Below are 13649 nucleotides of genomic sequence, written 5' to 3'. Positions count from 1 at the left end.
GGGAAGAATTACTTCTTGCCCTTCTTCTTGCCCTTGCCGTCGTCGGCGGCCGGAGCGGCGGCAACGACGATTTCCTCGGCGACCGGGGCCACGGCGGTGGCGACGGCCGGGTTCGGCTTGCCGTGCACGATGGCCTTGACGCCGGCGGGCAGCTTCAGGTCATTGATGTGCAGCGAGTGACCCAGGGTCAGGCCGCTCAGGTCGACTTCGATGAACTCGGGCAGTTGCTGGGCCAGGCAGCTGATCAGCAGCTCGGTGATCACGTGGTTGACCGTGCACTTGTCCGTCTTGACGGCCGGCGAGTTCTCTTCGCCGATGAAGTGCAGCGGGATCTTCTTGGTGATCTTGGTCGTGGCATCGACGCGCTGGAAGTCGATGTGCAGCACCTGCGGCTTGTAGGGGTGCATCTGGAAGTCGCGCAGCAGGACCTGCTCGTTCTTGCCGTTCAGTTCCATCGTCAGGATGGTGCTGTGGAACGGCTCCTTCTTCAGCGCGTGGAACAGCGCGTTGTGATCGAGTTCGATCATGGTCGGCTCGCCGGCGCCGAAGACGATGCCCGGGACCTTGCCCGAGATACGCAGGCGGCGGCTCGCTCCGGTCCCCTGCAGCTTGCGCTCGAAAGCGGTGAAATTCATAGCTAACTCCAAAGTGACGACGCGCCACCATTGGCGCATCGGGTGGAAGGCCCGCGACCAGGCTCTTCCGTTTCGAGTCCTCGCCCTTTCGGGCGCGGGCTCAGAAATTGTTGTTCTGTTCCGGTCGCGCTTGCGCGCGGAGCCCGATCAGAAGTTGTTGTTTTGCTCCGAGAACAGGGAGGTCACCGACTCGCCGTCGGAAATGCGGCGGATCGACTCGGCGAACAGGAAAGCCGTCGACAGCTGGCGGATCTTGCCGCAGGCCTTGGCGGCGTCCGACAGCGGGATCGTGTTGGTGATGACGACCTCGTCCAGCTGCGACTTGGCGATGCGCTCGATCGCCGGGCCCGACAGGATCGGATGGGTGCAGTAGGCGAACACGCTCTTGGCGCCGCGGTCCTTCAGCACCTCGGCGGCCTTCACCAGGGTGCCGGCGGTGTCGATCATGTCGTCCATGATCACGCAGTTGCGGCCGTCGATCTCGCCGATCACATGCATCACTTCGCTGACATTGGCGGCCGGACGGCGCTTGTCGATGATGGCCAGATCGCAACCCAGCTGCTTGGCCAGCGCGCGGGCGCGGACCACGCCGCCGACGTCGGGGCTCACCACCACCAGGTTCGAATAGTTGCGGCTCTTCAGGTCCGACAGCAGCACCGGCGAGGCGTAGATATTGTCGACCGGGATGTCGAAGAAGCCCTGGATCTGGTCGGCGTGCAGGTCCATCGTCAGCACGCGCTCGACGCCGACGGTTTCCAGCAGGTTGGCGACCACCTTGGCCGAGATCGGCACGCGCGTCGAACGCGGGCGGCGGTCCTGGCGGGCATAGCCGTAGTAGGGGATCACGGCGGTGATGCGGCGCGCGCTGGCGCGCTTCAGCGCATCGACCATGATCAGCAGTTCCATCAGGTTCTCGTTCGTCGGCGCGCAGGTCGGCTGGATGACGAACACGTCGCGGGCGCGCACGTTCTGCTGGATCTCGACGGTGACCTCACCATCGGAGAAGCGGCCGACGACGGCCTTGCCGAGCTCGAGGCCCAGATGGGTGGCGATTTCCTGGGAGAGAACCGGATTCGCGTTGCCGGTGAAGAGGACGGTATTGAGCAGCACGGGCCATCCCTTGATCGTCTTGGCCCTGGCCGAACCATCGTCCGGGGCCGGGTCCGGTTCAGAAAAATATTTGGCAGGGGAGGAAGGACTCGAACCCTCGCATGTCGGAATCAAAATCCGATGCCTTGACCAACTTGGCGACTCCCCTACACAGGACACAGCCGGAGAGGCTGCACCCCAAAACTTCTTCAGTCCGCCCAGCCCAGCAATGGGTGTTGGGTCAAACCGTGGCAGATCCTACCAGTCCAAGCCGCCGGAAGCTCCGGCAGCATTGTCGCCTTGGATTGGCTGGACATGCCATCTTTCCCGTCCACCTCGGCAAACACCGCGCTGCCCGAACCCGTCATCCGGCTATTGCCGAAGCGGTTCTGCAGCAGCTGCAAGGCTTGCGTCACTTCGCTGCTGGCTGCCTCGGCAGGAGCCTGCAAATCATTGCGACCCCAGCCTTGCTTCAACCAGTCTGCGTCGCCTCTCGCTTTGTTGGCGCCGCTGCCGTTGTGTGCAGGAAAGCCCGCTACTATAGCCACAGAATCCGATCTTGCCAAGAGGGGGCTTGAAAATATTTGCTTGGTCGCGATGCTGACCGCCGGTTTGACGACCGCATAGACCCGCCCGGCCGGCAGATCGACAGGGTGCAGGATCTCGCCTATGCCCTCGACGAAGGCATTGCGGCCGCCGAGGAAGAAGGGCACGTCGGCGCCCAGCTTCAGACCCAGCGGCAGCAGCCGGGACAGCGGCCAGTTCAGCCCCCAGAGCCGGTTCAGCGCCAGCAGGGTCGAGGCGGCGTCGGAGGAGCCGCCGCCCATGCCGGCACCGGCCGGCAAGCGCTTTTCGATATGGATGTCGGCGCCGAGCTCGCAGCCGCTGGCTTCCTTCAGCGCGCGCGCAGCGCGCAGGCAGAGGTCGTCTTCGGGCAGCACGCCGGAGGTCTGTCCGCTGTCGTGGCGGGCCAGCCGGCCGTCGGCGCGGCGTTCGAAATGCAGGGTGTCGGCCCAGTCGATCAGGGCGAAGATCGATTGCAGCAGGTGGTAGCCGTCCGGCCGCTTGCCGACCACATGCAGGAACAGGTTCAGCTTGGCCGGCGCGGCCACGTCGTAGATCGCCTTCATCGTCACTGCTGTTCGTCGATGCGAGCGCGCAGGGTCACGACCGGCTCGGCGCGCCGGGTCGCGACGATCAGCCCCTCGGAAAAGCGGGCCAGGTCGATCTGCCAGCCCAGCTGCTCGAAGCCATTGGCCGTGGCCTGGCTGGCCGCCTGGGGCCAGGGCTTGCCGCGCAGCCAGTCGAACAGCGCGGCGACCGGGATCGCCTCGCCAAGCAGCTCGCGCGTCAGCGCGTCCAGATCGTCGAAGCGGCGCTCGTCCTCGGGCGTCTGCAAGCGCACCTCGCGCTCGCGCCAGAGGGCGCGCGCAACCAGGCTGCCCAGCGGCGTGCTCAGCTCCAGCTGGCCCGTCTGCGGATTGCCGATCAGCTCGAAGCCGGCATTGCCGCCGCTGGCCTTGCCGCCCGCGCCGCCGGCCACCTGCACGCTGAGCCTGCCGGCCAGGCGCAGATCGCCATCGGCGACCTGGGGCGCCGGCTTGCGAGTCAGGCTGCTGCAGCCGGCCAGCAGGGCCGCGGCGCAGAGCAGGGCTGCCGTCGCCGTTCGTGTCGCGCACCTCACAGCTTGGCCTTCAATCGGGCCAGCGTTTCCTTCAAGGCCTCGTTCTTGGGATCACGTGCTGCTCCCTCCTGCCAGACGCGGCGGGCCTCGTCCTGGTAGCCGCTGACCCACAGCACCTCGCCCAGGTGGGCGGCGATCTCGGTATCGGGCCGCGCGGCATAGGCCTGGCGCAACAGGCGCAGCGCCTCGTTCTGGTTGCCCAGCCGGTATTCGACCCAGCCCATGCTGTCGACGATGAAGGGCTCGTTGGGCGCATAACTCAGGGCCTTGACGATCAGCTCGCGCGCCTCGTCCAGCCGCACATTGCGATCGGCCAGCGAATAGCCGAGCGCGTTATAGGCGTGGTGATGCTCGGGCTTCAGCGTCATCACCTTCTTCAGCAGCGCTTCCATCTCATCGAGCCGGCCCAGCTTCTCGGCCATCATCGACTGCTCGTAGAGCAGATCGGCATCGGCGGGCAGGCGGGCGCTGGCGCGCGCCAGCACCTCGTAGGCGGCCTGCCATTGCTGGGCATCGCGCAGCAGCTGCGATTCGGCCAGCAGCTTGGCGCGCACATCCTCGTCGCTGGTCTCGGGCAGCGCCTGCAGCAGACGGCGGCCTTCCTCCAGCTTGCCCTGGCGGGCCAGCAGCGAGGCCTGGCGGAACTGGGTCTCGATGCGGCGATGCTGCTTGTCGACCTTGGCCAGCCAGGATTCGGCCGCCTTCAGATCGCCGCGCTGCTCGGCCGCCTGCGACAGCATCAGCCAGGCCTGCTGACGCGCCTCGGTATTGGCCGTTGCGGCATCCTCGTCGGCCGCCTTTTCCGGCAGGCGCTTCAGGTATTCGAGCAGGGCCGTCTCGGCCGCCTTGGCGTGGCGCAGATCGAGTTCAAGCGTGCCCAGGGCAAACCAGGCCGCGGCGGTCTCCGGCGAGGTCTCGGTGACTGTGCGGAACTCGCGTGCGGCCTCGGCGGCGCGCTGCGCGCGCGCCAGCGCGCGGCCATAGGCCAGGCGCAGCGCATTGTTCTGCGGCTGGGCCTGCAGCCGCGCGGTGATCAGCGCCTCGGCCTCCGGCCGGGTGGGCATCAGCTCCAGCGCCAGTTGCATCGCGTCGTCCAGCTCGGGCGCGGCCTGGGCCAGTTCGCGCGTCAGCTCCAGCGCCTGCGCGGTCTCGCCGGCCTGCAAGGCCAGCCGCGCCTGCACGGCCAGCGCCGCGACGCGGGTGCCGGGTTCGCGGGCCGCCTGCTGCAGCAGCGGCGTCAGCGAGGCATAGACCTTCTTCGGCTCGGCCGCGCGCTGGAACAGCCGCGGCAGCGAGGCCAGCAAGGCCGGGCGCTGCGGCTGCGGCGTCAGCGCCATCAGCGCGCTCAGCGGTTCGGCGATCTCGGCCGGCCGGTTCAAGAGCGCCAGCAACTGTATGGTCATCTGCTGTGCTTCCAGCGATGTGGGCACCGAGTCGCGCCAGGCCCTGGCGGCGCTCAGCGCCTGGTCGCCGGCGCGTGCCTGCAGCGCGATATTGATGACCCGCTTGAACAGCTCCTCGTCCTGCGTGCGGCGCGCTGCGTCGAGCAGCACCTGGTAGGCGACGCCGGCCTGGCCGGTGCGCAGCTCCATCTCGCCGACCAGCAGTTGATAGAACAGCGGCGCGTCCATGCTCGAGTTGACGACCGGCGCCGAGGCGGCCGCGTCCTGGGCGGCGGCGATGCTGTCGTCGGGCTTGGCCTGCGCGCTCGCCTGGCCGAGGCAGGCGGCCAGCAGCAGCGTCAAGGCGACATGCGGCGAACGGCGAAGGCCGGCGCTGCGACGGAAATTCTCGGGCATGCAAGCTCCTGGATCGGCGAGAGGCCACGGCATCGCGCCGGGCGGGCAATCATTCTGCCCCGATATCATGCCGCCATGCCCGAACTCCCCGAAGTCGAAGTGACCCGCCGCAGCTTCGCCGACGCGATCGCCGGAGCGACGGTGTTGCACGCCCGCCTGGGGAAACCGCTGCGCTGGCCGCTGGGCCTGGCGGTCGAAAGCCTGGTCGGCGGCCGCGTCGGCAGCGCCAGCCGGCGAGGTAAATATTTGTGGCTGCCCGTTTCCAGGCCGGCCGCCGAGGGCGGTTTGCTGCTGCATCTGGGCATGTCCGGTTCGCTGGCCTTTGCCGCCCAGGCCGCTGCGCCGGGCGCGCACGACCATTTCGATCTGCTCACCGACCGCGGCCTGCTGCGCCTGACCGACCCGCGCCGCTTCGGCGCCGTCGTCTGGTCGCAGGGCCTGGACGCCGATCCGGCCGCCAAGCTGCTGACCGGCCTGGGCCTGGAGCCCTTCGATCCGCGCTTCGACGGCGCCTATCTGCACCAGCGCCTGGCCGGCCGCCGGGTCGCGGTCAAGCTGGCGCTGCTGGCCGGCGACATCGTCGTCGGCGCCGGCAATATCTACGCCTGCGAGGCGCTGTTCCTGGCCGGCATCGACCCGCGCCTGCCGGCCGCCCGCCTGAGCCGCCCGCGGGCCGAGAAGCTGGCGCAGGCGGTGCGCGGCGTGCTGACGCGCGCGCTGGACGCCGGCGGCACGACCTTGCGCGACTTCAGGGACGCGCATGGCGTGGCCGGCAGCTTCCAGATGCAGGCCCAGGTCTATGGCCGCGAGGGCCAGCCCTGCCGGGTCTGCGCGACGCCGGTGCGCCGCATCGTGCAGGGCCAGCGCTCGAGCTTTTTCTGTCCCACATGCCAAAAGAGATAGTCCCGCCCGCCGGCTTTGCCGATCTGCTGATTGCCTGGCAGCGCCGGCATGGCCGCAACGAGCTGCCCTGGCAGAACACCCGCGATCCCTATCGCGTCTGGCTGTCCGAGATCATGCTGCAGCAGACGCAGGTGACGACGGTGCTGGGCTACTACCAGCGCTTTCTGGAGCGTTTCCCGACCGTCGTCGCGCTGGCGGTGGCCAGCCTGGACGAGGTGCTGGCGCTGTGGGCGGGCCTGGGCTATTACAGCCGGGCGCGCAATCTGCATGCCTGCGCGCGGGCGGTGGCCGAGCAGCATGGCGGCGAATTCCCGCGCAGCGCGGCCGAGCTGCAGCAGCTGCCCGGCATCGGCCGCTCGACGGCGGCGGCGATCGCGGCCTTTGCTTTCAGCGAGCGGGTGGCGATCCTGGACGGCAATGTGAAGCGGGTGCTCTCCCGGCTGCTGGCCTTCGACGGCGACCTGGCCAGCGCGGCCGAGGAGAAGCGGCTCTGGCGCCATGCCGAGGCCCTGCTGCCGGCGCGCGAGATCGGCCGCTACACGCAGGGGCTGATGGATCTGGGCGCCGGCATCTGCTCGGTGCGCGCGCCGCAATGCCTGCTGTGCCCGGTGTCCGAGCTTTGCGCCGGCCGCGCCGAGGGCGAGCCGGGCCGCTATCCGATCAAGACCAAAAAGCTCAAGCGCGGTCGGCGCGAGAACTGGTGGCTGTGGCTGGAAAGCGAGGGTCGGGTGCTGCTGCAGCAGCGGCCGGCGCAGGGCGTCTGGGCCGGGCTATGGAGCCTGCCGATGTTCGACGACGAGCCGGCGCTGCTGAGCGAGGCCGGCCGCCTGGGCGCGGAGCTGGAAGTGATGCCGCGCATCGAGCATGCGCTGACCCATTTCGACTGGGTGCTGCACACACGCCGCGCCGAGATCGAGGCGGCGCCGGCGCTGCCGGCCGGTGGAGAATGGGTAGCACGCGAGCGCCTGGCCGACTATGCGCTGCCGGCGCCGCTCAAAAAGATGATTGCCTGAAGGGGAGTCGATGCTGAACAACAAACCCGAATTGAAGAGCGCCGTCGAATCGGCATTGATCGCGCTGCTAGTCGCCGCCTGCTGTCTGTGGTTCCTGATCTCGTCGGCGAACCTGGAAGACCCGCCGGTCGCAAGAATGGCGCTGCTGGGCATAGGCCTGGGCTGCGCCGTCGCCGCGCACATGACCTTTATGGTGATCGCGGTCAAGCGCGCCGGCCGCGCGCTGCTGCCCTGGCTGGCCTTCATCGTGCTGCTGTTTCCGGTTGGCACGGCCGCCTTCCTGGCCGTGCTGGCCTCGGAAGAGGGCAAGCAGCGGGCTTGAGCCTGCTAGCGGGCGTCCAGCTCGCGGTGCCGCTTCAGCACCTGGCCATGGTGGCTGAAGCGCCGCGCCAGCATCTCGACCAGATAGACCGAGCGGTGCTGGCCGCCGGTGCAGCCGATCGCCACCGTCAGATAGCTGCGCTGGTCGGCGGCGAAGCTGGGCAGCCAGCGCTGCAGAAAGCCGGCGATCTGCTCCTGCATCACGCCCACCTCGGGCTGCGCCGCCAGATAGGCGGCCACCGGCGCATCGCGGCCGGTCAGCGGCCGCAGCTCGCGGTCGTAATAGGGATTCGGCAGCACCCGCACGTCGAAGACGAAGTCAGCATCGCTGGGCACGCCATGCTTGAAGGCAAATGACTCGAACACCAGGGTGAGCGAGCTGCCGCTGACGCCGACCAGATCGCGCACCCAGCTGCGCAGCTGGGCCGGGCGCAGCTGGCTGGTGTCGATGACGGTGGACTCCACGCGCAGCGCGGCCAGCAGCTCGCGCTCCAGCGCGATCGCATCGAGCAGCGCGCGGTGCTGGTCCTCGCCGTCCAGGCTGCCGAACTGGGTGTCGTAGTCCTGGCGCAGCGGATGCGGGCGGCGCGTCTCCGAGAAGCGCCGCATCAGCGCCTCGGTATTGGCGTCGAGGAAGATCGAGCGGATCGCGACGCCGCTGGCGCGCAGGTCCTTGATCAGCGGCAGCAGCAGCGGCAGCGAACCGGCGCTGCGCACGTCGACGGCAATGGCGACGCGGCGTTCACTGCGCTGACGTTCCAGGCGCAGGAAGTCCAGCAGCAGCTCGGCCGGCAGATTGTCCACGCAGAAGAAGCCGGCATCCTCCAGCGCATGCATGGCGACCGACTTGCCGCCGCCGGCCATGCCGGTGACCAGCACGACATCGCTGCGCTCGCCATCGTCCGGGATCGGGGGCAGTGCGCTCATGTGCCGGCCTTTCGCGTCGCGCGTACGGCCGGCTGCCGGGCCGCCAGCGCGGCGCCGCTGTCCAGCATCTCCTGCGCGTGGGCGATGCTGGTCGAGGACAGTCGCTCGCCGCCCAGCATGCGGGCGATCTCGGCAACGCGGGCCTCGCCCACCACCGGCCGCACATCGCTGCTGGTGCGGCCCTCGGCAAAGGCCTTGGCCACGACCAGATGCTGGTCGGCGCAGGCGGCGACCTGGGGCAGGTGGGTGACGGCCAGCACCTGGGCCGTGCGGCCCAGCTGCTTCATCAGCCGGCCGACCGTCTCGGCCACCGCGCCGCCGACGCCGGCGTCGATCTCGTCGAAGATCAGGGTGCCGGCGCCGCCGCTGGCACCGTCCTGCTGGCAGGTCGTGACGGCAATCGCCAAGGCGATGCGCGACAGTTCGCCGCCGGAAGCGATCTTGGCCAGCGGCCGCGGCGTGCTGCCGGCATGGCCGGCGACCAGGAACTCGGCCGATTCGAGGCCGAAGCTCTGCGGCTGCGCCTGGGCCAGCAGATTGATCTCGAAGGCGCCACCGGCCATGCCCAGCTGCTGCATCGCCTGCGTCACCGCGGCGGCCAGCTTGGGCGCGGCGGCGGCGCGCGCGGCGCTGATGCGCCGGGCTTCCTTGTCGAAGGCCTGGCGGGCTTGGGCCAAGGCTTGCTCCAGCGCCTGCAAATCGCCCGCGGCGTCCAGGGCCTGGAGTTCATCGCGCCATTGCTGCAGGAGCGCCGGCAGCTCGGCCGGCGGGCGGCGATAGCGCCGCGCCAGCGTCAGCCAGGCCGAGACGCGCTCGTCCAGCTGCTGCATGCGCTCGGGGTCCAGCTCGGTGCCATGCAGATAGGTGGAGAGCGAGTGGCTGGCGTCCTGCAGCTGCGCCTGCACGCTGCGCAAGGTGTCGACGGCCGGCTGCAATTCGGCATCGAAGTCGAGCACCTTTTCCAGCTGGTCCAGCGCCGAGGCGGTCAGCGATTCGGCGTTCTGCTCGGCCTCGGACAGCGCGTCCAGCGCCAGCCGCGCGGCGTCCAGCAGCGACTGCCCGTGCGACAGGCGCTGGTGCTCGGCATTCATCTCGTCCCACTCGTCCGCGCCGGGCGAAAGGCGATCGACCTCGCCGATCTGCCAGGCCAGGCGCTCGCGCTCGCGCAGCAAGTCGGCCGAGCGGTTCTGCGCCGCGTCCAGGCGCTCGGCGGCCAGCTTCCAGTCCTCATAGGCACGCGCCAGCGGCGCGGTGTCCAGGCCGGCATAACCGTCCAGCAGCGCGCGCACCGAGGGCGCGCGGGTCAGGCCTTGCCAGGCATGCTGGCCATGGATGTCGAGCAGGCTGTCCGCGCTCTCGCGCAGCTGGGCGACCGTCGCCGGGCTGCCGTTGATCCAGGCGCGGCTCTTGCCTTGCGCGTCGATCACCCGGCGCAGCAGCAGGGTCTCGGCCTCGCCGTCGAAGCCGGCTTCCTCCAGCCAGGGCTGCAGCGCTGCCGGCGTGTCGAACTCGGCCGTGATCTCGGCGCGCGCCGCACCCTCGCGCACGACGCCGGCATCGCCACGGCTGCCCAGCGCCAGCTGCAGCGCGTCGATCAGGATGGACTTGCCGGCGCCGGTCTCGCCGGTCAGCACGGCGAAGCCGGGTCCGAAGTCCAGTTCCAGTTCGGAGACGATGACGAAGTCCCGCAGGCTCAAACGCCTCAACATGATTCAGCTCACCCCTTCGTACCAGCGCAGCTTGCGGCGCAGCGTGGCGTAATAGCTCCAGCCCTTCGGATGCAGGAAGCGGATCTGGTGGGCCGAGCGGCGCACGGTGATCAGATCGCCGTGCAGCAGGCTGGCCAGGCTCTGCATATCGAAGTTCACGCTGGCGTCGCGGCCGGCGACGATCTGCAGCCGCACCTCGCCGTGGTCCGGCAGCACGATGGGCCGGTTCGACAGCGCATGCGAGGCGATCGGCACCAGCAGCCAGCCGGCGATGCTCGGATGCAGGATGGGGCCGCCGGCCGACAGCGCATAGGCGGTCGAGCCGGTCGGCGAGGCGATGATCACGCCATCGGCGCGCAGATTGGCGACGAACTCGTCGCCGACGTCGACCCGCAGCTCGACCATGGCCGCCGTCGCGCCGCGGCTGACGACCACATCGTTCAGCGCCAGGCCTTCGAAGATGCTCTCGCCGTCGCGCAGCACCGAGCCTTCCAGCATCGCGCGCTGCTCCATCTCGTAGTCGCCGGCGAGCATGGGCGCCAAGGCCTCGCGGTAATGCTCGATCGAGATATCGGTGATGAAGCCCAGCCGCCCCTGGTTGATGCCGACCAGGGGCAGGCCCTGGCGCGCCATGTCGCGGGCAAAGCCCAGCATCGTCCCGTCGCCGCCCACGACGATGGCCAGGTCGCATTGCGCACCGAGCTCCTCGTTGGTCAGGCCCTCGAAATCGGTGATGCCGGTGTTCTCGGCCGTTTCGCGCTCCAGCGACACATCGAGGCCCAGATCGGTCACGAAATCGGCGATCTCCTCGAGAATCGGGCGTATGCCGCGGGCCTGGTGCTTGCCCACCAGCGCGACATGTCTGAAACGTTTGGACATGGCAAGAATTACACCACAGCGGGTGTTCACTCACTGAAGCCCGGCGCGGGCCTCCGTACAATCGCGCCATGCTCGACGAGCGCTCGAAATCACTGCTGAAAACCCTGGTCGAACGCTATATCGCCGACGGCCAGCCGGTCGGTTCCCGCACGCTGTCCAAGGCCTCGGGCCTGGAGCTGAGCCCGGCGACGATACGCAATGTGATGGCGGACCTGGAGGAACTGGGCCTGATTGCCAGCCCCCACACCAGTGCCGGCCGCATCCCGACCGCGCGCGGCTACCGCCTCTTCGTCGACACCATGCTGACCGCCCAGCCCAGCAGCCTCGTCGCCCAGCCGCGCGGGATCGAGACGCCGGCGCTGCAGCCGGACCAGCCGCAGCGCGTGATCGCCAGCGCCGCGCATCTGCTGTCCAGCCTGTCGAATTTCGTCGGCGTCGTCACCGCGCCGCGCAAGCCCAGCGTCTTCCACCATATCGAGTTCCTGCGCCTGGGCGAGCGCCGGGTGCTGGTCATCATGGTCGCGCCGGACGGCGATGTGCAGAACCGCGTGATCTTCACCGCCCAGGACTTCAACCAGGCCGAACTGGCCGAGGCCAGCAACCGGCTGAACGCGCATTACGCCGGCCTGAGCCTGGAACAGGTGCGCGAGCGCCTGAAGGGCGAGGTCGACGCGCTGCGCAGCGAGATCGCCGGCCTGATGAGCGCGGCCGTGCAGGTCGGCAGCGAGGCGCTGGCCGACGAACAGGAGCGCGTCGTCATCTCGGGCGAGCGCAATCTGCTGGCCGTGCAGGACTTCAACAACGATATGGGCAGCCTGCGGCGGCTGTTCGACATGTTCGAGCAGAAGACGCAGCTGATGCGCCTGCTCGACGTCTCCAGCCGCGCCGAGGGGGTGCGGATCTATATCGGCGGCGAGAGCCAGGTCGTGCCCTTCGAGGAACTGTCCATCGTCTCCTCGCCCTACGAGGTCGACGGCCAGGTCGTCGGCACCCTGGGCGTGATCGGCCCGACCCGCATGGCCTACGACCGCATGATCCAGATCGTCGACATCACCTCGCGGATGATCAGCCAGGCGCTGTCGCAGAAGTAGCCGCCGTCCCGCGCATACAATCGCGGGCCTTCCCGAGATGTGGTTTCCGGAGAGGGGAAACAGCAGTTGTTGTATCAGTGGGCCGTTAGCTCAGTTGGTTAGAGCAGAGGACTCATAGCGAAAGTTGTGCACCGGGAGGCGAAAGCGCCCGAGTGAATGGCGTCAAATTCGGCGAAACCTGACGGCCGCAAGGCACAAGGCAACGCCGAGCCAAGCCCCGCGAGGGGAAGGTGTAGAGACTAGACGGCGCCCGCCTACCGGCCGCAAGGCCCATGGCGAAGGCATAGTCCAGGGAGTCCAGAAATGGGCACAAACCGGAATCCTTTGGTCGCAGGTTCAAGTCCTGCACGGCCTACCACTTAGGACATGCACGCCGGATTGCGCGGCCATGAGCCGAGCGGGCCCGCGGCGCGGAGCGCTCGGCCGGGCGCTGCAAGAGCCGTCGATTCGCGTTAGGGTTGGGGCATTCATCGACGAAGGGGCCCGGCGCCAGCGCCTGGGCCCTGGCGCCGAGCCCAGATCGGAATCCAAGCCATGAGCACCAAGCCCCCGCCGAGCTCCGCCCTGCTGTCCGTGGAGGCCCTTGGCTTCCCGTGGGAGACCATCGACCCCTTCCTGTTCTGCGTGCACCACGACGATGCCTATCCGCCGGGCAATGGCCGCTACGGGCCCGCCGCCTCGCTGCTGTCGGGCCGTCAGATCGGGTCGGACTTCTCGCGCAAGGACGGCTGGAGCATGTATCACGGCCAGCAGGTGCCCGGCTTCCCGGCGCATCCGCATCGCGGCTTCGAGACGGTGACGATCGTGCGCAAGGGCCGCATCGACCACTCCGATTCGCTGGGTGCCACCGCGCGCTTCGGCGGCGGCGACGTCCAGTGGCTGACGGCGGGCAAGGGCATCGTCCATGCGGAGATGTTCCCGCTGCTGCACACCGAGCGTTCGAACCCGCTGGAGCTGTTCCAGATCTGGCTGAACCTGCCGGCCGACAGCAAGATGGTCGAACCGCATTTCACGATGTTCTGGTCGCAGGACATCCCGCGGCACCGGGCCATCGACGAGGGCGGGCGCGGCACCGAGGTCGTCTGCATCGCCGGCAGCCTCGCGGCCCCGGGCGATGTGACGAGGCCGCTGGCGCCGCCGCCGGATTCATGGGCCTCGCGCCTGAACGCGGACCTGGCCATCTGGACCATCCGCATGGAGCCGCAGGCGCGCTGGCTGCTGCCGGCGGCGATCGGCGAGGGCACGCGTCGCAAGCTCTACTTCTTCGCCGGCAGCCAGATCACCGTCGAGGGCCGGGAGGTGGAGGCCAGATCAGCGATCGAGCTGCGGGCGGGCGCCGATGTCGCCCTGATCAATGGAGACGAGGTCGCCGAACTGCTGCTCTTGCAGGGCCGCCCCATCGGCGAGCCGGTGGCCCAGTACGGGCCCTTCGTGATGAACACCGAGCAGGAGCTGCGACAGGCATACGAGGACTACCGGCGCACCCAGTTCGGCGGCTGGCCCTGGGCCGACCCGGCGCCGGTGCACGGCGAGGAGGACGGGCGCTTTGCCCGCCATGCCGACGGCAGGACGGAGCGCCACGCGTCCGAAGAGCGCTGA

13 protein-coding genes and 1 tRNA gene are annotated in these 13649 nt (G+C 68.9%); 5 read left to right on the top strand and 9 right to left on the bottom strand.

What is annotated here, in order from left to right:
- Positions 1–8 precede the first annotated feature (8 nt).
- The 6 genes from QWJ38_RS19015 to QWJ38_RS18990 all read right to left on the bottom strand — a co-directional run bounded on the left by QWJ38_RS19015 (position 9) and on the right by QWJ38_RS18990 (position 5207).
- Positions 9–635 (bottom strand): 50S ribosomal protein L25/general stress protein Ctc, encoded by a 627-nt coding sequence (locus QWJ38_RS19015; RefSeq protein ID WP_290360690.1) that lies wholly within the window; start codon positions 633–635, stop codon positions 9–11.
- A gap of 147 nt (positions 636–782) precedes the next feature.
- Entirely contained in the window at positions 783–1745 is a 963-nt protein-coding gene (locus QWJ38_RS19010) for a ribose-phosphate pyrophosphokinase (RefSeq protein ID WP_290360689.1), read from the bottom strand.
- Positions 1746–1816: 71 nt separating this feature from the next.
- Positions 1817–1893 (bottom strand) — tRNA-Gln (locus QWJ38_RS19005).
- Positions 1894–1933: 40 nt separating this feature from the next.
- Complete coding sequence (gene ispE, locus QWJ38_RS19000; protein ID WP_290360688.1) at positions 1934–2854, bottom strand: 4-(cytidine 5'-diphospho)-2-C-methyl-D-erythritol kinase; 921 nt, start codon at positions 2852–2854, stop codon at positions 1934–1936.
- 2 nt (positions 2855–2856) lie between these two features.
- Positions 2857–3408: a lipoprotein insertase outer membrane protein LolB gene (locus QWJ38_RS18995; protein WP_290360687.1), complete on the bottom strand. Its 552-nt coding sequence runs from the start codon at positions 3406–3408 to the stop codon at positions 2857–2859.
- Entirely contained in the window at positions 3405–5207 is a 1803-nt protein-coding gene (locus QWJ38_RS18990) for a tetratricopeptide repeat protein (RefSeq protein WP_290360686.1), read from the bottom strand. Before QWJ38_RS18990 ends, QWJ38_RS18995 begins: the two co-directional genes overlap by 4 nt.
- A gap of 75 nt (positions 5208–5282) precedes the next feature.
- Between QWJ38_RS18990 and mutM the strand changes: the two genes are divergently transcribed.
- From mutM to QWJ38_RS18975, 3 genes are read left to right on the top strand one after another with little or no spacing between them, the layout of a single operon-like run.
- Positions 5283–6110, top strand: coding sequence for a bifunctional DNA-formamidopyrimidine glycosylase/DNA-(apurinic or apyrimidinic site) lyase (gene mutM, locus QWJ38_RS18985; RefSeq protein ID WP_290360685.1), 828 nt, complete (start codon positions 5283–5285; stop codon positions 6108–6110).
- Complete coding sequence (gene mutY / locus QWJ38_RS18980; RefSeq protein WP_290360684.1) at positions 6095–7123, top strand: A/G-specific adenine glycosylase; 1029 nt, start codon at positions 6095–6097, stop codon at positions 7121–7123. Before mutM ends, mutY begins: the two co-directional genes overlap by 16 nt.
- A gap of 10 nt (positions 7124–7133) precedes the next feature.
- Complete coding sequence (locus tag QWJ38_RS18975; protein ID WP_290360683.1) at positions 7134–7445, top strand: hypothetical protein; 312 nt, start codon at positions 7134–7136, stop codon at positions 7443–7445.
- A 5-nt stretch (positions 7446–7450) separates the two neighbouring features.
- Here the strand turns inward: QWJ38_RS18975 and rapZ are convergent, their stop codons facing one another.
- From rapZ to QWJ38_RS18960, 3 genes are read right to left on the bottom strand one after another with little or no spacing between them, the layout of a single operon-like run.
- Positions 7451–8371: an RNase adapter RapZ gene (gene rapZ / locus QWJ38_RS18970; protein ID WP_290360682.1), complete on the bottom strand. Its 921-nt coding sequence runs from the start codon at positions 8369–8371 to the stop codon at positions 7451–7453.
- On the bottom strand, positions 8368–10080 hold the full coding sequence (recN, locus tag QWJ38_RS18965) for a DNA repair protein RecN (protein ID WP_290360681.1): 1713 nt from the start codon (positions 10078–10080) through the stop codon (positions 8368–8370). Before recN ends, rapZ begins: the two co-directional genes overlap by 4 nt.
- A 3-nt stretch (positions 10081–10083) precedes the next feature.
- Positions 10084–10959: an NAD kinase gene (locus QWJ38_RS18960; RefSeq protein WP_290360680.1), complete on the bottom strand. Its 876-nt coding sequence runs from the start codon at positions 10957–10959 to the stop codon at positions 10084–10086.
- Positions 10960–11027: 68 nt separating this feature from the next.
- Between QWJ38_RS18960 and hrcA the strand changes: the two genes are divergently transcribed.
- Positions 11028–12050 (top strand): heat-inducible transcriptional repressor HrcA, encoded by a 1023-nt coding sequence (gene hrcA / locus QWJ38_RS18955; protein ID WP_290360679.1) that lies wholly within the window; start codon positions 11028–11030, stop codon positions 12048–12050.
- 534 nt (positions 12051–12584) lie between these two features.
- Positions 12585–13649 carry a pirin family protein gene (locus QWJ38_RS18950; RefSeq protein WP_290360678.1) on the top strand — a complete coding sequence of 355 codons (1065 nt, stop codon included), beginning with the start codon at positions 12585–12587 and terminating at the stop codon, positions 13647–13649.

It is taken from the genome of Roseateles violae (assembly GCF_030410485.1).
Lineage (GTDB): Bacteria > Pseudomonadota > Gammaproteobacteria > Burkholderiales > Burkholderiaceae_C > Roseateles_D > Roseateles_D violae.
Note: the sequence above shows the minus strand (reverse complement) of the source record. Positions and strands in the feature narration are given on the sequence as shown.